21 protein-coding genes and 1 tRNA gene are annotated in these 20378 nt (G+C 42.8%); 7 read left to right on the forward strand and 15 right to left on the reverse strand.

The window, feature by feature from the left end; translation table 11 throughout:
• Positions 1-64: 64 nt before the first annotated feature.
• The 11 genes from flgJ to A3774_RS10940 form a co-directional block, all read right to left on the reverse strand.
• On the reverse strand, positions 65-1108 hold the full coding sequence (gene flgJ, locus A3774_RS10885) for a flagellar assembly peptidoglycan hydrolase FlgJ (RefSeq protein ID WP_067867126.1): 1044 nt from the start codon (positions 1106-1108) through the stop codon (positions 65-67).
• Positions 1108-2196: a flagellar basal body P-ring protein FlgI gene (locus tag A3774_RS16635; RefSeq protein ID WP_067867128.1), complete on the reverse strand. Its 1089-nt coding sequence runs from the start codon at positions 2194-2196 to the stop codon at positions 1108-1110. Before A3774_RS16635 ends, flgJ begins: the two co-directional genes overlap by 1 nt.
• 12 nt (positions 2197-2208) lie before the next feature.
• Entirely contained in the window at positions 2209-2886 is a 678-nt protein-coding gene (gene flgH, locus A3774_RS16640) for a flagellar basal body L-ring protein FlgH (RefSeq protein WP_067867130.1), read from the reverse strand.
• A 25-nt stretch (positions 2887-2911) separates the two neighbouring features.
• Positions 2912-3697: a flagellar basal-body rod protein FlgG gene (gene flgG / locus A3774_RS10900; protein WP_067867132.1), complete on the reverse strand. Its 786-nt coding sequence runs from the start codon at positions 3695-3697 to the stop codon at positions 2912-2914.
• Between the two features lie 20 nt (positions 3698-3717).
• Complete coding sequence (gene flgF / locus A3774_RS10905; RefSeq protein WP_067867134.1) at positions 3718-4461, reverse strand: flagellar basal-body rod protein FlgF; 744 nt, start codon at positions 4459-4461, stop codon at positions 3718-3720.
• A 138-nt stretch (positions 4462-4599) separates the two neighbouring features.
• Complete coding sequence (locus A3774_RS10910) at positions 4600-6528, reverse strand: flagellar hook protein FlgE (RefSeq protein ID WP_067867137.1); 1929 nt, start codon at positions 6526-6528, stop codon at positions 4600-4602.
• A gap of 10 nt (positions 6529-6538) precedes the next feature.
• Positions 6539-7237 (reverse strand): flagellar hook assembly protein FlgD, encoded by a 699-nt coding sequence (locus A3774_RS10915; protein WP_067867140.1) that lies wholly within the window; start codon positions 7235-7237, stop codon positions 6539-6541.
• A 31-nt stretch (positions 7238-7268) separates the two neighbouring features.
• A complete protein-coding gene (gene flgC / locus A3774_RS10920; protein ID WP_067867142.1) occupies positions 7269-7697 on the reverse strand; it encodes a flagellar basal body rod protein FlgC in 429 nt (142 codons plus the stop codon).
• A 2-nt stretch (positions 7698-7699) separates the two neighbouring features.
• Positions 7700-8095, reverse strand: coding sequence for a flagellar basal body rod protein FlgB (gene flgB / locus A3774_RS10925; protein WP_067867144.1), 396 nt, complete (start codon positions 8093-8095; stop codon positions 7700-7702).
• 311 nt (positions 8096-8406) lie between these two features.
• Positions 8407-9255 carry a CheR family methyltransferase gene (locus A3774_RS10935; protein WP_067867147.1) on the reverse strand — a complete coding sequence of 283 codons (849 nt, stop codon included), beginning with the start codon at positions 9253-9255 and terminating at the stop codon, positions 8407-8409.
• A 32-nt stretch (positions 9256-9287) separates the two neighbouring features.
• Positions 9288-10226, reverse strand: coding sequence for a chemotaxis protein CheV (locus A3774_RS10940; RefSeq protein WP_067867149.1), 939 nt, complete (start codon positions 10224-10226; stop codon positions 9288-9290).
• A gap of 83 nt (positions 10227-10309) precedes the next feature.
• On the opposite strand from A3774_RS10940, the gene flgA reads away from it, so the two are divergent.
• From flgA to A3774_RS10960, 4 genes are all read left to right on the forward strand, one after another.
• Positions 10310-11005 (forward strand): flagellar basal body P-ring formation chaperone FlgA, encoded by a 696-nt coding sequence (gene flgA, locus A3774_RS10945; RefSeq protein ID WP_067867151.1) that lies wholly within the window; start codon positions 10310-10312, stop codon positions 11003-11005.
• Between the two features lie 137 nt (positions 11006-11142).
• On the forward strand, positions 11143-11454 hold the full coding sequence (gene flgM / locus A3774_RS10950) for a flagellar biosynthesis anti-sigma factor FlgM (RefSeq protein ID WP_067867153.1): 312 nt from the start codon (positions 11143-11145) through the stop codon (positions 11452-11454).
• Between the two features lie 9 nt (positions 11455-11463).
• Complete coding sequence (locus tag A3774_RS10955; protein WP_067867155.1) at positions 11464-11952, forward strand: flagella synthesis protein FlgN; 489 nt, start codon at positions 11464-11466, stop codon at positions 11950-11952.
• 79 nt (positions 11953-12031) lie between these two features.
• Positions 12032-12108: transfer RNA gene (locus A3774_RS10960), tRNA-Arg, on the forward strand.
• Positions 12109-12266: 158 nt separating this feature from the next.
• Here the strand turns inward: A3774_RS10960 and A3774_RS10965 are convergent.
• Together A3774_RS10965 and A3774_RS10970 are read right to left on the reverse strand one after the other, a co-directional pair.
• A complete protein-coding gene (locus tag A3774_RS10965; protein WP_067867157.1) occupies positions 12267-13838 on the reverse strand; it encodes a hypothetical protein in 1572 nt (523 codons plus the stop codon).
• A gap of 2 nt (positions 13839-13840) precedes the next feature.
• Positions 13841-14959, reverse strand: a complete 1119-nt coding sequence (locus tag A3774_RS10970) for a nucleoid-associated protein (protein WP_067867159.1) — start codon at positions 14957-14959, stop codon at positions 13841-13843.
• Positions 14960-15183: 224 nt separating this feature from the next.
• Between A3774_RS10970 and A3774_RS10975 the strand changes: the two genes are divergently transcribed.
• On the forward strand, positions 15184-15597 hold the full coding sequence (locus A3774_RS10975; protein WP_067867161.1) for a type II toxin-antitoxin system RelE/ParE family toxin: 414 nt from the start codon (positions 15184-15186) through the stop codon (positions 15595-15597).
• A gap of 112 nt (positions 15598-15709) precedes the next feature.
• The gene (locus A3774_RS10980; protein WP_067867163.1) at positions 15710-16030 is read left to right on the forward strand and encodes a helix-turn-helix domain-containing protein; all 321 of its coding nucleotides are present in this window, start codon (positions 15710-15712) and stop codon (positions 16028-16030) included.
• Between the two features lie 145 nt (positions 16031-16175).
• On the opposite strand, the gene A3774_RS10985 is transcribed toward A3774_RS10980, so the two are convergent.
• Positions 16176-17780, reverse strand: a complete 1605-nt coding sequence (locus A3774_RS10985; protein WP_067867165.1) for a tetratricopeptide repeat protein — start codon at positions 17778-17780, stop codon at positions 16176-16178.
• 293 nt (positions 17781-18073) lie between these two features.
• Between A3774_RS10985 and A3774_RS10990 the strand changes: the two genes are divergently transcribed.
• Complete coding sequence (locus A3774_RS10990) at positions 18074-18997, forward strand: histone deacetylase family protein (protein ID WP_067867167.1); 924 nt, start codon at positions 18074-18076, stop codon at positions 18995-18997.
• A 74-nt stretch (positions 18998-19071) separates the two neighbouring features.
• Here the strand turns inward: A3774_RS10990 and A3774_RS10995 are convergent, their stop codons facing one another.
• Positions 19072-20373 carry a sodium ion-translocating decarboxylase subunit beta gene (locus A3774_RS10995; RefSeq protein WP_067867169.1) on the reverse strand — a complete coding sequence of 434 codons (1302 nt, stop codon included), beginning with the start codon at positions 20371-20373 and terminating at the stop codon, positions 19072-19074.
• Positions 20374-20378 lie beyond the last annotated feature (5 nt).

A 20378-nucleotide genomic window follows, 5' to 3' on the forward strand; every position in this document is an offset into this window, starting at 1 on the left:
AGTGCAATGCTACTTAACGAAGTAACGGTTAAGGAGAGCTAAGTAATAGCTTATCGGCTATTAACTAAGTCTCTTTAGGAAAACCGCTTCGACTTGCAAGCAGATCACCCTCAAAAATATTTTTAATCTTTTCGGCATATTCAGGATCAGTTGCATACCCTGCTTCCTGTAATTTCCGGACATAATCATAAGGATTGCCAGCACTCTCTATTGCCATTTGGTAACGAGAGCTTCCTTTTAAAAAGCTGACATAATCTCTAAAACTATCTTCGTAGCTGTCATAGCTACGGAACGATGCATTTTCACGCTGTGCTAAACCATCACGGTATTCTAAGGTCGATACTTGAGCACTTGCCCCATCCCAACGCTGATCCGCTTTGATATTAAATAAGTTATTGCTATTGCTACCATCTGATTGACGCACCATAAACTTCCCCCAGCCTGTTTCTAAAGCTGATTGGGCAAGAAGAACACGCGGGTCAACACCTAGCTCATCAGCTACTTTTTCAGCCAATGGCAGAAGCTTTTCTACAAACTCTTCTGGTGATTCAAAGCGGTCAGGAAGGTCTTCTTCAGTTTTACTAGAAACAGCATCCAGTTGTTTTTTGAACACCTCTTTGACAGTACTAATCTGATCATCTGTTAATGTAACGCCTGGAGGGTTCTCTTTACCTTCGGCTTTAGCTAACAGTGCCGACGCAGCAATAGACGCCGCTTGATCAAATGCTTGATTCAATCTACGGCTATTTATGTCTAAAGCCTCTAAATCGACATTACGTGAGTCGCTATCGCTTTGCCCACCAAGCTGCCTAACTAAAACGTCAGTAAGACCAATCCCTTTATTGCCTGACATCTCCATAGCAATCTGATTATCGTACATGCTCTGATAAAGTTTGGTCTGACTGCTATTCATGAAGTTATCTTCACCAAAAGCTGCATTGGCATCACGCATAGATTTAAGAAGCATATTGACGAACAGCTGCTCAAACTGCTGAGCGGCTAAACGTAATCCCTCATCACTATTAGATCGGGCTTTAGCTTTTAGCTTTTGCAACTCAGCCAGATCCGAATACAACTGAGCATGACCACTGTCGCCGGTTTTAATCATCAGATAACCACCAATTCTGCTTTAAGTGCGCCCGCCTGCTTGAGGGCTTCTAAAATGGCCATCAAATCACCTGGCGCAGCACCTACGCGGTTCACTGCATCCACAATATCTTGCAAATTTGTACCTGGAGAAAACTCAAACATATGGCCTGAACCTTCATCCACCTCAATACCAGTACGTGGTGTCACTACAGTAGCGCCGTTACCTAATGGGTTAGGCTGATCTACATTAAGGTCTTCAGCAATAGCCACTGTTAGCCCACCATGGGTGATGGCAACTGGCGAAACCCGTACATTTTGGCCAATAATAATGGTACCTGTACGTGAGTTAATAACCACTTTGGCCGCATCCATGGCCGGTTCTACATTTAAGTTTTCAAGTACCGATAAAAACGATACGCGTTGCGATGGATCCCTAGGTGCTCGCACACGGATAGAGGTTGCATCCATTGATGCAGCCATCCCCTCACCCAATAAATGATTGATCTGCTCAGCCACTCGTCGAGAGGTTGTAAAATCAGAACGATGAAGGTTAAGAATCAAACTATCACCCTGAGCAAAAGCTGTCGGCACTGCGCGCTCAACGGTTGCTCCATTAGGGATACGTCCAACACTAGGTACATTTAAAGACAACCTAGACCCGTCAGCACCTTGAACACCAAACCCAGACACAACTAAATTACCTTGTGCTACTGCATAAACCTGACCATCTGCCCCTTTTAGCGGCGACATTAACAAACTACCGCCACGTAAGCTTTTAGCATCACCTAAAGCCGAAACAGTTATATCAATCTTTTGACCGGGCTTAGAAAAAGCAGGTAGATCTGCATGAATAGCTACCGCAGCAATATTTTTCGACTTAGGATCGACCGAAGTAGGAATCGCCACACCAAAGTTATTTAGCATGTTGCGGAACGTCTGTGAGGTAAAGGATGTTTTATCACCAGTACCATCTAAGCCGACAACTAAACCATAGCCAACTAATTGGTTCGAGCGTACACCTGAGATACTAACCATATCTTTTAGACGACTAGCTTCAGCGGTAATGCTAAGCAATAAACTAGCTATTAGAAGTAATGCAATTCTCATTATTCTATCCCCTTAGAAAGGCATTAACGCGCCGATAAAGAAACGAGACATCCACCCCATAACATTGGAATCATTGACAGCCCCCGTTCCACTATAAGCAATGCGCGCATCCGCTAATTTTGTTGATTCAACCGTATTATCCGACCCTATATCTTGCGGGCGAACCATACCGCTGATTCGAATATATTCATCACCCTGGTTAAGGTTCAGCCACTTCTCACCTTTAACAATCAAAACACCGTTAGGTAGCACATCATGTACAGTTACGGTGATATTACCGGTTAAATTATTACTCATATCAGAGGTACCTTCGCCCTCAAACGCTGTGGTAGTTGAAGGCAACGTAAAACTAACGGGCTTACCCAGTGCTGTAACTGGTGAACCAAAGGCAGTGGCTTGCTCTAACGACGTGGTACCGCTTTTATCAATCTCAGTCGTAGCGCTTTTCTGGGAACTCGTACTCTCTTGCAAAGCGATAGTTAAAATATCACCTACTCGGTGAGCACGCCCATCTCCATACAAATTAATACTCGTCGCCGCACTATAAATAGAGCCATTAACAGGCTTAGCATCCATCAACCCTTGTGGTCTAACCGGTGCATATTCGGGATTATTAGGCTGCACCTGCTTTTGCACACAACCGGTTAGCAATACACTGATAGCAACAAGCGCAAGGAGTACTTTGTTCATTTCAAGACCGCCTTCTATTATTCAATTAAAGCTGCTGACTCACGTAGGAGAGCATCTCATCCGCTGTAGAGATTACTTTAGAGTTCATCTCATAGGCTCGCTGTGTAGTTATCATATCCACCAGCTCTTGTACTGAATTCACGTTAGAACCTTCTAAGGTGCCCTGTATTAACTGCCCCGTCCCATTTTCACCTGGGTTACTTACTAAGGGCCCACCACTTGAAGCAGATTCTTGGTAAAGGTTTTGTCCTAAAGAAAGGAGCCCTTGGGGATTAACAAAATCAGCTAACTGTAACTGTCCAATTTCTGTTGGTTCAGAATCTCCAGCAACGGTAACTGAAACAATGCCATCGGTACTGATCGAAAAGTTAGTTACCTCTTCTGGCAATGTAATCGCAGGTTCTAGTTGATAACCTTCCGCTGAAACCAATTCACTATCAGAGTTAAGGTGTATCTGGCCATTACGGGTATAAGCCAAATCCCCATTAGGCAAAGTAACTTGCAGGAAGCCTCGGCCATTAATGGCCACATCAAAGGCCTCATCCGTTACCTCTAGGTCACCGGTACTAAACAGTTTTTGCGTACCAACCGTTCGAACACCTGAACCAATTTGTAACCCTGAAGGGAGCTGCGCCTCTTCTGCTGTTTGCGCACCCGGCTGGCGGCGAACCTGATACATTAAATCTTCAAATACAACCTGATCTCGTTTAAAGCCAACCGTTGAAACGTTTGCTAGGTTGTTAGATATCACCTTCAGGTTTGTGTCCTGAGCGGTCATACCTGTTTTAGCTACATTCAGTGCACCGTGCATCTATCTATCCTCGGTTGGTTCTATGAGAGCTTCAAAATGGATGTGGCAGCTTCGGAATTTTCTTCAGCTGTTTTCATCATTTTTATCTGCATTTCAAACTGACGGGAAGATGTAATAATCCCCGTCAACTCACTTACAGCATTAACGTTACTCGTTTCTAAATATCCTGCCCTAAGCCTGACATCCAGATCAGCTTCTAACGGAGCTTGAGCCCCAGTAGTCATTAAGCCATCCGTCCCTTTAAATAAGGTTTTAGGGTCTGGGTTCACCAGTTTCAACTGATCTGCCACTAATAACTCAACCCCATTATCGCCGACGGGACGAATGGTAATAATGCCGTTTGTTGCAATATCAATATTTTCAAAAGGCGGCAAAGCGATAGGTATTCCGCCATTTCCCATCACCGGCAAACCGCTGCCCGTGACCAGCTGATTAGCGGCATTCATCTGCAGAGAACCGGCACGAGTGTACCCTTCCGTGCCATCAGGTTTGAGTACAGTCAACCAACCATCACCCGCAATTGCCACATCCAACTTCCGACCGGTATCAATCAGCGAGCCACTCGACATATCTGTAGCTGGACGCTCAGTTTGGGCATAAACACGTGACGCATAACCCTCCCCAAACACTTGCATAGCGCGGGCTTGAGCAAGATCCGACTTAAAACCTGTTGTGTTGGCGTTAGCAAGGTTATTGGCATAAGACTGCTGCGCAAGCATATTTTCTCGCGCCCCACTCATTGCTAAATAAAGAACCTTATCCATCTATCACTTCCAGAATTTGGCGGCAAAACCGCGTTTGTTTCTATGAATTTATTTTTCTCTAGTTATATAGATAGCAACACACGTGCCAGAAACGAAAAAAGGCCGCTAATGCGGCCTTTAATGAAGAAAGTATAAACCTTATATCTGCAAAATATTCTGCGTTACTGTATTGAGTGTTTCCAAGGTTTTCGAGTTTGCCTGGAAATTACGCTGTGCTTCGATCAAAGAGACAAGCTCGGCAGACAGGTCTACGTTAGATTGCTCTAAAGCAGCCGATTGTAAGGTACCATTCAGACCTGTACCTGGTGGGTTCACAATCGCATCCCCTGAAGCTAGCGTTGAAGTCCACTCCGTATCTCCTGATGGTGATAGACCTGACTGGTTTTCAAATGTCGCTATAGCAACAACACCTAAGTCCTGAGTCTGACCATTGGAAAAACTGGCAACCATTTCGCCTGTGCCTCCAAAAGTAACCCCAATCAAATCACCTTTTGTATAACCATCTTGAGCCGACGATTTAACGATCGATGAAGAAGCAAACTGTGTCGTATTAGCTATATCAAGATCAATAACAGTGGTTGAATCAGCAGGATCTGCGCCGCTAATTGTAATCGTTGGCACAACGGAACCCGCAGAGAACTGATCGCCATTAATACCTGTAAGCAAACCATTAGATGGATCAAACTTAACTAAGATCGGCCCCGGCTCAGTACCTGTGCCCGTTTCACCTGGGTCAAGTTCTTTCCCTATATCTAGCTGTTCAGATCCATTCAAGTATGCATACATCCGGTATACACCTTGGAATGAGTTATCACCATTTTTCACGATAGCGGGATCAAAAGGCGTCCCAGCAGCAGCACCGGATGTTTCAGCAATTGTGATTGCTTCAGCAGGTGTGATATCACCGGCTTCTGCCTTATAAGTGACGACAACTTCCTGATTAACATTATCATAGATAACCGATTCAACACTCGGGTTTGCATCTAAGATTTTCGCCTCACTTGCGGCGATCGCTTGGCCTATCTGATCCGCGGTAGAACCAATACCTAAGGTGCCTATTGAAATTCCACCAACCTCAAGCACAACCGCAGCAGCCAAAGGCACTTCACCACCATCAATCGCGAAAGTATACGTTTCATTAGCATCAATTTCAGCAATTTCAGCAACCGCAGCAGTACCTGTCACTTGCACAAGATCGGGCTCTGGAAATTCCGATTTAAACCGTAACGTAATATCACCTGCACCGTTAATCACTACGCTGCCGATTCTCGGGTCACCGGTTACAGGATCAGTCAAGTCACTAAAGAACGCCCCCGAAGAGATAACATCTCCAGCCGCATAACCAGCAAGTTCAGTCATATGCGCAGCAGTTACAGTAACACCAGAAATCGTGTCACCCGCTGCTAAGCTTGTCACTTGCTGCTGAGCCTGAACAGGACGTGCTTCGGCCATATTGACCTTAATTGTGTGCTCGTTACCTAAGCTGTCAAAGGTTCGAACCGTTGTACTATAGGTGAATGAACCTGGTTCATCCTTATCATAGTCCGCTAAAAGCGTCTCAGGATCTTCGCGAGAATCAATATTAAATGAGAGATCAATCTCCTCTGTCGCTTTAGGTGGACTTTCTTTCTGAGTAACCGCCAAGTTGCCAATAGGTAAACGGTTTCCTTCCTCATCCAAACCATATCCTTGAAGATATTTACCAGTTTTCGACACCATGAAGCCATCTTTATCTAGCTCAAACGACCCTGCACGAGTATAAGTTGTGCCACCTTGTCCGTCATCAAGCTGAAAGAAACCGGAACCATTGATCGCTAAATCAAGGTTGTTGTTAGTAAATTCAATCGTACCGGCTTGGAAGTCTTGAGCGATATCGGTCACGGTTACACCCGCACCCGCTACATTCGATGAGCCCGCCCCCACAACTGCTGTCGCATAAATATCACCAAACTCCGTACGTGAAGACTTAAAGCCTACTGTACTCGCGTTCGCGATATTATTACCAGTCACATCAAGGTCTGTAGTTGCTGCCTTCAGACCGGTTACTGCTGTATTAAAACCTGCCATTATCCTGTCCTCACACGCCGATCTGTTTCACGTCGCTGACATCAAAAGAGCCTGCGTTCGTATTTACTTTCATACCGATACCATTCTCGCCCAATGTCACACTATTTACCTGATAAGCCAGATTAGTGTCTATTGCGCTGTATTCGCCATCATCTAGACGCTCAACCGTGAATGTGTAATCCCCTGCTGGTAGCTCAGGATTACCATCCTCATCAAACGCCATCTGCCAAGCAAACTCGTGTTCACCTTGCTCAACTGCTCCGAGCTGCATAGTGTCTACAAGAGAACCACTGGAGTTGTAAACTTTGATACGCACGTCCGATGCACTTGTCTCTAGATTAAACGAGCCATGGGCATATGGATTTGCCTGTGTACCCACTTCTGAGGTATCGCCCGGAATATAAACAGATTGACCCACCATCGCTGAAGCTTGCAACGCTGCTTGACTTGACAACATCGACTGAGACATCTCATTAATCGATGTATTCAACTGGTTGATACTTTCAACCTGCGACATGGTAGCAATCTGCTGCATAAAGTCAGTTGTATCTGCAGGACTTGAAGGATCCTGATTTTGCAACTGAGCAATCATCAGCCGCATGAACATATCACTATCATCATCCGTCTGACTTGTCGCTGTGCTCGAGGTCTGATTCGTCTGATTGATTTGTTCAAAGACGTTTTGATTTACGCCATCTACAGTACTCATGGCTATTTAGCCTCGCGTCTTAATTTGTTTATTACTGTCCAAGGCTGATGGTTTGTTGCAACATCTGCTTGGCCGTATTTAGAATTTCAGTGTTAATTTGGAAGGAACGAGAAGCCGATATCATATCTGCCATTTCCTCTACCACATTAACATTTGGGTAATAAATAAAACCTTGTTCATCCGCCATTGGATGCTCAGGGCTATACTCTTTGCGCAGCTCTGCTTGGCTTTCAACAATACCTAATACTTGTACACCCTTCCCTGCTGCAACCCCAAACTCATTATCTGCCAGCGGGTCGACCTGCTGCACCGAAAAAACTGGCTTACGTGCACGATAGGTTTCATCAACACTAGAGCTAATACTTTCAGCATTTGCCATGTTACTCGCTGTAGTATTTAAGCGGATCGTTTGCGCATTCATCGCTGATCCTGCAATACCAAAAACATTACTCAAAGACATGACTATTCACCTTTAATCGCTGATTTCAGCCCTGTAATTTTTTTATTCAACAACTGGAAAGATGTCTGATAATCCAGTGCATTCTCAGTGTAACGAGCCATCTCTTGCTGGACTTCAACTGTATTACCGTCAACAGATGCCTGAGAAGGAATACGAAACATCATGTCTGCGGCAAGATCAGGACTTAATAACGTTGTTTGATGCTTAGGAGATGTTACCGTTTGTTTAATTGTCATCTCAGATGCCTGATTTAAGATCTGAGAAAACTCTAAATCTTTGGCTTTAAAATTAGGCGTATCTGCATTAGCAATATTATTAGCCAGCACTTCTGCGCGACGTGCACGATACAATAGTGCATCATCATGTATCCCCAGTGCTGCATCAAAGCTAATTGCCATCAAACGATCTCCTTTATTGACTAGGTCTTACCAAGCAATACATATACCAAAACAAAAAAACCTTTATTTAACAAATATATATAAAAAAACAGACTAATATTCGTTAAACTTACAGGCAAGAAACGGCAATATAAAACCTATTCTTTGCCGCCCGGCAAACAAATAGAGCGGAAAGAGGAAAGCGGAAAGCGGAAAGCGGAAAGCGGAAAGCGGAAAGCGGAAAGCGGAAAGCGGAAAGCGGAAAGCGGAAAGCGGAAGATAAATAAACCGCAGAAAGATATCTACGGCTTCATAATAGATCGAATATTTATTCAGATTGCTTGATAAATTATTCCAGGCTGGCAATGAATCATCTGATATTTATCAGATAAACCTGACAAAAATTCTGATGCTCCCAAAATCAGATAACCACCAGGTTTTAACACTGAATGCATTTTAGTTAGAATTTCAGTTTTTTTCTCACTGGAGAAATAAATCAACACATTACGACAAAAAATAACATCAAACTGGCCCAGCGCCGAGTACTGGCCTAACAGATTAATGCTTTGAAAACGCACACGCGCTTTAATATCAGGCTTAACAACCCAGCTACCACCGGCAGTCTCACTAAAATGCTGAACTAAGCGATCCTGAGAAAGCCCTCTACCAATCGCTAACATCTCATACTCACCACGTCGAGCTTGGGCTAATACCTGCGTAGATATATCGGTGGCAACAATCTCTTCTGATAACAACTTACCCGGAGTTTTCTTTTTAAACTCATCAAACGTCATGCTGATGGAATATGGTTCTTGTCCGGTAGAACATGCAGCCGACCAGATACGTATTTTTGAACCTGATCCACGACTTAACAGCTCAGGTAAAATACGATCTCTAAGAATATCAAATGGATGTACATCTCTAAACCATAACGTCTCATTCGTCGTCATCGCATCAATAACTTGCTCACGCAATTTCATTGAAGCAGGGCTCTGAAGTTTAGTAATCAGCTCTTTTAAACTAAGACAGTTTTGCTCTTGAACGATTTTGCCCAACCGGCTTTGAACTAGGTATTGCTTATGTTTAGCCAGCAATATACCGCTCGTCTCTTCAAGAAAGCGACTAAATAGTTCGAAATCAGAATCCGTAATAGCAAAACCAGCCCGAGGCGTAATACTCATGAAGAGTAGGCACTCCTATTCAACATGCGCTGCTACTTTGTTTCAACTTGATTAATACGTTTCACAACCGCTGCCGCCAAATCATCAGGGTTAAATTTAGCAAGAAAGCCATCAGCCCCAACCTTTTTAACCATTGATACGTTAAAACCACCGGATAGGGATGTATGTAAAACAACATGCATATGTTTCATACGCTCATCATCACGGATCATAGAAGTTAAGGTATAACCGTCCATTTCAGGCATTTCTATATCTGAAATAACCATCAGGAAATGAGTTGTTACATCAACCCCACGATCGGCCAAATCACACAAGAAGTCCCATGCCTGTCGACCATTATTACACGCTGTAACTTTAATCCCTAGACTTTCTAAACTACGCTTCATTTGGTTACGCGCAACCGAAGAGTCATCAGTTATAAGTATCTGATATTCTTTGGCCTTTTCACGAAGCTGATCATCAGCCACCTCTTTACTTACCTCTGTAGCCATAGGGTAAAGGTCAGCAAGAATCTGCTCGACATCTAAGATCTCTATCAGTCGATCTTCGTGCTCAAAAATAGCTGTCAGATAGTTTTCTACACCTATTTCTGTTGGTGGAGCCATAATCTGGTCCCACTGCGTATTCAGAATACGATCTACTTGGCGCACTAAAAATGCCAATGTACGACGATTATACTCAGCGACAATCAGAAAACAGTTACTACGTTGATCTTTAGGTACAGACTCACGCCCAATCGCTTCTGACAAATCCAATACAGGAATTGTCTCACCACGAATATGTGCCATCCCTTTAATCGCAGAAGTCTGTCTAGGGACCTCTGTAAGTTTTGGGCACTGTAAAACTTCTCGTACTTTAAACACATTAATACCGTACTGCTGATCACTTTCCAAAGCGAACAATAATAGTTCGAGCCTATTCTGGCCCACCATCTGAGTACGTAGGTTTACACTATCTAGGATACCTGACATGATCTAACAATCCCGTAGAGATTAAATCAATTCTATTTTTATATTGCACACAAATACGCCACCCTGAATATTGATGACACAACGTGAATACTTATAATTTAACACGACTTTTCCTACTAACCACTTTTCTTTTGTCACCCTTACAGCTTTTTGCTGCTGGTGAAGCAGAAAAACTTGAGCAGTCGGCTGAACATTACCTATATAAACACTACAGCAACACAGGGACTGGCACACGTGTAGAGATCAAACTTAACCCGATTAGCAGAAAAATCAACCTAAAAAGCTGTTTAAAACCGTATGAATTTCAAACACCAAAGGGAAATGGCAGTCGTATCACCCTAAAAGCGCGCTGCCCATCACCTCTTTGGCAGCTATTCATAACAGCAGAAGTAAAAGAATTTGATATAGCTGTAGTCGCACAATCTAGTTTAGCCCGCGGAACCTATATCAGCATCCAAGATATAAAACTTAAAGAGGTTGAGATAACTTCTTTAAGATCGGCTTATTTTACCAAACTCCAAGATATTCTAGGCTGGACAAGCAAAAGAAGCATTGCCGCCGATACAATAATAACCACATCAATGCTCAAAGTACCTTTAGCTGTATCTAAAGGGGACGCACTTATTATTGAAGCCAAGCTTAATGGCGTAAGTATCCGAACATCAGGTACTGCCCTCGAAAGCGGCACACTAGGGGAACAGATAAAAGTCAGAAATGACCGTTCAGGAGTGATGGTTAAAGCTAAAATAATCCAAGCGGGCTTAGTACAAGTCCCTTAGCCTTAAACCCAAGTAGATTGGCCATAATTCAACTGCTATACTGCATCAATACCACAAGAAAATAATTTAATTTTTTCTTAAAGTTCTATTAAGAGCCGCCGATAAGCTTGTTCAGATACAATATAGAGGACGGATAAATGATTAATGATCTCACGAGCCTGTCATCATCACAGACGGCAAGCACTCGTGCACGGACTAATGAGCAAGGTAACGCTGCCAAAAATGGCAACGGTGCAGTTGCCCAGCAGCCCCCGTCCAATAAAGGTGATACAGTCAATCTCAGCAATGCAGCACAGTTACTGCAGAATGTTGACAAACAACTGTCTGACACACCTGATGTGGACAATGAACGTGTCGAGCGAATCAAACAGGAAATAGAAAGTGGTAGCTATCAGATTAACGCTGAACGCGTAGCTGAAAAGATGCTTAACTTTGATAACCTACTTTAAAGCAATGACATGACTGAGCAACAAATAACAGAACTTAATACCCTGCTAGAGCAGGGTATTTTGCTTTTAGAATCACTCAGCTCTATTTACGACAAAGAGCTTGAAGCTCTGAGCAGCAAAGACATTGATCGCTTGAGTGATACCACTCAGGAAAAAATGGCCCTGCTCAATAGCTTCCATAATTTCACCCTCGAACGCGTAGAACTACTGAAATCTTTCGGTTATAACATCGAAGCGGGTGATTATGGGCTTCCCAGAAATATGGAAGAAGACAGTCCATTTTTATCGCAAGCAGCTGAACACTACGTGCTTATCAAGCAGTATTTGAAAGAATTACAACATAAAAATAAGCGTAACGAGCAAGCGATTCACCGCAGTCAACAAAATGTAACCCAGTTACTAGCCATTGTGCGCGGACAGAAAAAACAGGATCAGCTCTACACTAAAGCAGGCAGCTCTGGGCTTTATAAAGCTCAAAACAGGATAGGCAAAGCCTAAACCATCCTAATACCACGCCTAGCTAGTGACTCTTCATAGAATTAGCGCTAGAATCTCGCAGAATTTCACACCTACTTCAGTCCCAGTAGCTCAGTAGGATAGAGCGGTCCCCTCCTAAGGGACAGGCCAGGGGTTCGAATCCTCTCTGGGACACCATTTTATTCCACGCCCACCAATCAGCTAACCCATTGACTCTCTAGGAAGACTAAAGGTTAAGACAAAGTGCGCTTTACCTTATGTGTCACGCCTTCTTGCTCCTAACTGTCACATCAGAGGCATCAAAAAAAAACAACCTCTAACACCTAACCTACTCTCTATCTATCAGAGGCAGGGGCAGCAACCTTAATAGGAGCTTCAATGGAAGGCTCAGCAGTACTTGCAGCCTTAGTATCTTCTACTAGCCCCTTATCTACTAGCTTGAAAGGAACAGTATTTGCTTGTTTACCGACCTTTTCACTAGAAACGCTGTCAACTGAAGAACTATTATTCGCCAGAACCGCCGGCAGATTCCAAGCAAAACATGCAAGAACAAGATGGACAACAAACACACCCATAACACTAAACCTGTACAACCTCTTATAAGGGTCCGTTCTGGCCTCTACATGTTCATTAAACTCATCGGCAGACATGTGATTTCGAGTAACATTCTTCCAATAAAGTAAGTCATTCCAAGAAAGCCTTAACCCCTGATAACCAACCGCCACTCGAATAACAACACTGATCACAAGATATGCCGCAAGTCCTTTTGCAAGAGCAGCGAACAGTTCTGATTCAAGAAAACTATCTCGACCCGCAAGTCGAGATAGCAAGCCAATTGAGAGCAGGAAGATAGATGACAACGCATCCTTCAATAGCCCCGAAACCAAATCATGAGCAGATTCAGAATATCCATCACTGGCTGACTTAACATCCTTCTGAAGCTCAGCCAATTCCTTCGCATGTGCTTCTTTACGATCTTTTATGACAAATTCATAGCGCCATTGTGCTTGCTCTAGCGCCTGTTCAAGGTGTGGATAAAGAGAGGGCAACAAGCCATTATCTTCTGGCAAGTCCAAACTCAGTCTATCCATGAGCAACAGTAAGCGTGTTTCTGTACGCTCTGCATAAACCCAGCGAACACATTTCTCTAAACGATGTAAACTCTCTATGCCCTCTACAGCCCCTTCTCCGGACAAAGCTATAGTGATCCTTTTAATACCAGCAACAACAACCTTATCACGGGAGTAAAACTCTTTAACAAGACAACTAACAAGTAATTCCTGATAACAAGCAAAGACATAACTCAAACATTCTTGCCCAAATGCAGAATCTGGCAACCTGAAACAAGAGGGCTGAATTTTTACAGAGTAATCTGCAAGCACATGTACTTGCGCCCTTATACTTTCATCAGGAGGAAGATCTGCCTCATACGCATTCAACTCTTCAACATTCAAATTTTCCTGAACAGGCAAAATTGATAAATGCTCTCCGACATACGCTTCATCAACTCCATTCAACCATACTGAAACTTTATCGCTGCGGTAGAACGGATGATTTGCATCAAACGGAGACGGGAGATCCTGCAACCACTCTTTAAAAAAATCGATTGAAAAAAACAACAGATTCGTAGAATTCGGTAATCGGTTTAATTGTGAATCAATAAATTCATTTTTAAATAGATTTACATTGCAGCTTCCATATGGAGCAGCCGCAATATCTTGCCACTCCTCGGCACGATCACCATCAATCGTTAACACCAAAATCCCTTCATCCATCAAGGCCTTAAAGTCACAGTTCGCACAATCTAGATCAGCAGCAGCAAAAGTAAATTCAACACGATCCTCTAACTCAGTAACATCTGAGATAGATCGCAGATCACTTAATGCTTCGAGCGTCCCAGCTAACATAATCAGGCTTCATCCAATTGCACAGTACGAATCGTTATTACTTGTTCATTACCAATTTGAGCAACCTCAATATTATTACTCTTACGCGTGCCCTGAAAACTGACTTTAACTCCTGTACTAGTTTTAAGAGTGGTCGTACGTGAATTTTTAGGTATTGAATCTGGGCGAGCGTCAAAAACCTGACCAGCAATTCCTTTTTCTGCCAATAGATCCCTTAAAGATGCCTCATGGGCTACTTTTAGCTGTTCTCTCTCAGCTTTTTCTGCATCTGTCATTCCCTCAGAGGTATACGCACCTAGAACACGATTAACAAACTCATCAGTATTGAATGAATCAGCATTTTCAAAATAGTTAATTGCCCTTGCTTTAAAATCAGATCGCCCCATATCCTCAGGTAGATCAGGCAAGCCCTTTGCCCACTCATTCACACCACTGACTGTATTCTTGGTTAGAGTTGAGGCATTTTCGCGGACTGTTACTTGAAGGAAGTTTTTAAAATAACTGGAGATCGCAACTTCTGTGTCTTTTTTGGCTGATGCCGTATCTCGCTGGAGCGCTAAAACGTTCCATGCAAAAGTACTTGCAGGATCAACAACTGCCCATTTTTGCAAAGCTCTAGGGCTATCTGCAAGGGAATCCATAACTCTTGTCAGAGATACAATTTGCTCACCGTTCACCTGTGCAACTTGCTGTTGATATACGGTGGAATAGTCAACCTTTAAAAAGGCTAACAGATTGTGCCTGACATTATTTAACAATACAGAGAAAACAGAGACTATAAAGACTCCCTCACTCATCGACTTGTTATGCGCGCTAAAGAAACGACCCGCTAAACGCCTAGAGATTGGCTTTAGCTGAGCAGGCACATCATCAAGTAACACCTCGCAATCACTCTTGCAGGTATTGTTATCAGGATCACTAAAAATAAACTGAGTTCCATCGCATGCACTGCGAATGCAGTTTTCGAAAAAAGCTTTCTGTTCGGAGCTCAGAGATACTTGGTCATTATAGTCAGGCTCATCAACATCTTTCCGAATAATATGATAGATAAAGCTTTCGATCTGAATAGATTCTCTAACCGCTTCAGTAAATGTTGCTACAACAGGTGCTGGTGCATTCATTATGTATTCCTTTACACGCCATAAAATACAAAGTCGTATTATAGTCTTCGCACTTCTATTTTAAATACTACAAACTACAAAAGAACACTACGAACTACTGAAAAGTACTAGAAATCACTTTTGCTACCACTTTTCTTGATGAACATTACTCTTAGATTAAGCAATGGCTAACTTCCACTTACGCTGTACAATAAAGTCCTTTTTTAAACAGCTAAGGAAGGCCTGTGGCAAAAAATTTTAAATTCGTTAATGCAGCAGCTAAGCGTGAATTTCAAGCATTACCTGACGAAATAAAGCAGCAATTTTCTACTGACCTTAATGCTGTATGTCAAAATGAAGACCCCTTCTCCGATTTCAAGGATATTTCACCATCTGTTGGCACCGGTGCCATAGAGCTCATAGAAAATGGTAGCCCTGCCTACCGAACCGTATATTGCGCAAAATACCTTGATACGGTGTTTATCCTCCATGCTTTTGTAAAAACAACAAACGGCGTCGACCGAAGAGCGATGGACACAGCAAAAAAACGTCATAAGGACATGATGGAAGAAGTCAGACTTGCTATGCAAGAAGCAAAAACGTTAGCAAAGCAGGCGGGCACACGTAAAACAAGCAGAAAGACAAAGAAAAAGCGTTAAATATTGCCGCTTAACAATTTTGTTCAAAATGACTATGAATTTTTTTCAACACAAAAATATATAAAATTATATATATTAAGTAAGACACTTAATTTTGCTCAGGGAAACTATTATGGAACGCCTACAATACGAAAACATTTTTGAGGCGATAAATGATGATCAAGCTGATGCAGCTGACTTAGCATTCAGAGCTGACTTAATGCTTGTTATAAGGAAAATCATCAAACAGAAATCATGGAAACAAGCCGAAGCAGCCGCAGCGCTTAGCATACCGCAACCGAGAGTAAGTGATCTACTTTGCGGAAAAGTGGACAAATTTTCCTCAGACGCGCTTATCGGCTTTCTCGCTAGATTAGGGTTTCGCTTCAACCTTCAGTATCAGTCAGAACGACAAAAGCCTCTTCAAGTAAAAGTTCGGCAAGAAGCTGCTTAAATTTAATTTCGTTTTGAAGCATAAAAAGGTAAGCCACTAACTCAATATAATATCAGCTAATTAGAAAACTAATGGAACCAGTTCCTCTCTGGGACACCATTTCTTCAACTTTAAGTCCGAAAACATCTACGACTACAGCAACAGATTAGCGTATAAGGTTCCCCAAAGATCCATCAGGTATCTTATCTACCCCTTCTTCTAAGTAGTGTTGCAATCGGTGGTATTTATCTTTCTCAACGCCATCAGAAACCAATCGGCTCGATAATTTTAAATAACGCTCTACCATTTTTAAGCGCTCTGCGCGCTTATCTACGCTGTCTCTCGCCGACTCAAGAAAAAGTTGAGCCAAGTTAAGCAAGGCATTGACGTTAGTCGTGTCATATTCGGTCGCTAGACCAAAGTACTTGAGGGCTTGAGGCATTTTACCTGAGAGGTAATGCTTAACACCTAAGCGATTCACTTTAACACTCATCTCAGGGTCATGTTTTTTACTGACCGCAGGTGTTACACGCTTCGTCTTCTCAGGCTCGATCAGCGGTACAGCATCACCCATTACATTGAGTAGTTCACGTTCTAAGTTTAACGGTGTGGATAGCTCCGAATTAGCTCTCTGAGCATCACGTGTGCATTTACTTGCCGCTTCAGTATCACCAAGTTGGTTATACATCTCACTTTTTAGCAATGACGCTTTTACTTTTAACAGATGATCTTCAGGAAAGGTTTTATAAGCCTGTTCAATTATGCTTTCAAACTCATTATGAAGCCCTATTTCTGCATTACCTTCTGCTGCCGAAAGCTCTATCCGCTTTACATTTGCTAGACGTAAATACGGTTCTGGGGACTTATAACAACTATGCCGACCTAATGCGATCGACTTTTTATAAGCACCTCCAGCGAGGTCGAGTTTTTTTGTTTGGGTAGCTAAACGACCCAATTCCATTTGGCGAGGGATACCCAATGGCGACCTTTGAGTGGCTTCATTTACTGTTTCACAGGCTAATTCAAGATCACCATTTTTCTCATGACTAGAAGCTAAAAGGTCGTAAGCAACAATAAATAAAGGGTATTCACTAATCAGCTCATTTAACAATCGCTGCGCTTCTTCAATATTACCTTGCGCTAGAAGCGCCTGTGCCCAACACAAGCCCGCTTCTTTATCATGGCCTTTCCAATAGAGCTTTTCTGCAATTTTGGCAGCTTCCTGCGATTTACCAAACTGAGTTAATAAACGCGATAAAATTAACTGTGCTTCATCATATTCGGCATCATAACTAGCAAAGTTATTTTTGCAGTAATTTATAGCCGTAGGGTAATCTCCAATCTCAAGCGCATCGTCAATGGGTTTAAAAATGGTTTTACGAAACAAGATGCTATCTAATCGATGCTTAAGCTCATCGATTGAGAAAGGCTTCATAATAAGCTCATCAGGGCGGCTATCAATTGCATGCAAAATAACTTCTTGCGACGAATCGCTGGTCATAAAAACCCAGCACGCACTTGGTTTTATATAACCAAGATAGCGGCACTCTTCAAGAATTTGAATACCGGCAACACTGTCATTTATGTTATGACCGAGCAGAATAACATCGTAGTTATTTTCGGATATTTCGGATAGGACTCGCTCATTAATAGTGATGGCTTTAAGATTCACTACTCCTAAGCTTCTTAGCATATAGAAGATTGTTGCACGCATGTTGCCACTACTTTCAATCAGCAACACTTTTTTGTCAGAATAATCTACTTTGGCCACTCAACCATCCGCGATAAAGTTACATATATGTATGCAGTATAAAAGCGGAGGCCTCAAGACAAAAGCATTTACTGAAAACAAAAAAAGCACCAAGCGTAGGGTGAAACACTTGGTGCCAAGACAGTTCTATGCTGTGTTGACTATCTTATAGGGAGAACAACTAAACGCGCATGACCCAGATCAAGAAAAACCGCTCCCACTGAGCGTAATCTGGGAGTATTGATACAATATGATGAGTTCTTCATCTATAGGTTTCAGGTACACTACATAAAAACATATAAAAATAGATACTTATGACTACAGCATTTATCACACATGATGATTGTGGCTTACATAATATGGGGCCAGAGCATCCAGAAAGCCCTATTCGCCTTGTCGCCATTAAGAAAGTACTGGAAAAAACAGGGCTGATGCAAGAACTTGAACAGATTCAATCCGTTCACGTCCTCCCTGAACAGATCCAATTAGTTCATGCCCATCTCCATCAAAAGCGTTTAGAAATGAAACTTCCTGAACAAGGTGTTATCTATACCGATGAAGATACCGCCCTATGCCCAGACTCATTACATGCAGCAAGCTTAGCAGCCGGATCAGCTATATTAGCCACAAACAGGGTAATTGCAGGCAAAGCTCAAAACGCATTCTGCGCTGTACGTCCGCCTGGGCATCATGCAGAGCATAATAACCCTATGGGGTTCTGCTTTTATAACAATGCGGCAATTGCTGCCATGCATGCCTTACAGCAGCCAGGTATAGAACGCGTGGCGATCTTTGATTTTGACGTCCATCAAGGAAACGGGACCGTTGATATATTTAAAGACAGGCCTGAAGTGCTAGTGTGCTCGACCTTTCAGCACCCTTTCTATCCCAAACGCTATAGCGATATCCAGCGAGACAATATCATAAACTGCCCTATGGAAGCCCATAGTGATGGCATGGTGTTCCGCAAATTGGTTGAATCAAGATGGTTACCTGCGATACAAGCACATAAGCCCGATATGATCATCATCTCTGCAGGCTTTGATGCCCATCATGAAGACCCAATGGCAGATATAAAACTAAATGAAGAGGACTATCGCTGGGTCACTCAGTTTTTGATGGATGCGGCAAAGACATATAGTAAGAATCGCATAGTGTCTATTTTAGAGGGCGGTTATAACCCAATATCGCTCGCCTTTAGCGTACAAGCTCATATCGAAGTTCTTTCGGGACATTAACACCAAGATCAACAAAAAAAGGCTGCCAAGTGGCAGCCTTTTTAATGACTTACTTTTATCGTCTTGAAATAAGCTTAACTTACAAACTTAATCATTACACCCGCAGCCACTGCAGATCCAATTACACCCGCTACGTTTGGCCCCATAGCATGCATCAGAAGGAAGTTTTGAGGGTTCGACTCAAGACCGATCTTATTTGATACACGTGCTGCCATAGGTACAGCTGATACACCAGCTGATCCAATCAGAGGATTAATAGCGTTACCACCTGCCATTTTGTTCATGATCTTAGCCATGATAACACCACAGGCAGTACCAATACCAAACGCCACAATACCCAAAGACAGAATACCAAGCGTCTGGAAATCGAGGAACTTATCTGCAGACAATTTAGAACCAACAGATAAGCCCAAGAAGATAGTAACAATGTTAATAAGTGCATTTTGTGCAGTATCACTTAAACGATCAACAACACCACACTCTCGCATTAAATTACCAAAGCAGAACATACCCAATAATGGAGCAGCATCAGGCAGTAACAAGGCAACAAGTACAAGTAGTAAGATTGGGAAAAGAATCTTCTCAGTCTTGCTCACATGACGTAGCTGATGCATTGCGATCTTACGTTCAGCTTCTGTAGTTAAAGCTTTCATGATAGGCGGCTGAATCAGGGGAACGAGCGCCATATAGGAGTATGCAGCTACCGCAATTGCACCAAGTAAATGAGGAGCAAGCAAGCTCGTCACATAGATTGCTGTTGGTCCATCAGCACCGCCAATGATACCTATAGCAGCGGCTTCCTGAATGTTAAAGTCCATAACACCCAGCGTTGTTAGGCCAACAGCCCCTAATACAGTCGCAAAGATACCAAATTGCGCAGCAGCACCTAAGAACAGTGTTTTAGGGTTAGCCAACAAGGGACCAAAATCAGTCATCGCCCCTACGCCCATAAAGATCAGCAATGGTGCGGCACCCGAAGCAATAGCAACCGTATAGAAGTTATACAACATTCCGTTGTTATAACCGCTATCTTGAGCCGCATAAACTGCAGCCGTATGCTCAGCAGCTGATGCACCATGGTAAGCATGAAGAATCTCATGAGGGTCTGTACTAGCTATATTGAGCGCACCTGCAAGCGAGTTCAACACTTCAGGTACAGCAAAATGCACTGCGTTTTCAACTGCAGAATAAGCAAGTCCCGCTTCAGGGATATTTGCCATAATGCCGCCAAAGCCAATAGGCACTAGCAATAAAGGTTCAAAGTTCTTTCGAATGGCTAGAAACAATAGCAACAAGCCAACCAAAATCATGATGAACTGGCCGCCCGTGATATTATAAATACCTGAGGCTGTAAACAGTTGGGTTAACTTTTCCATCTAGA

Source organism: Neptuniibacter marinus, from assembly GCF_001597725.1.
In the GTDB taxonomy this organism is placed as follows: domain Bacteria; phylum Pseudomonadota; class Gammaproteobacteria; order Pseudomonadales; family Balneatricaceae; genus Neptuniibacter; species Neptuniibacter marinus.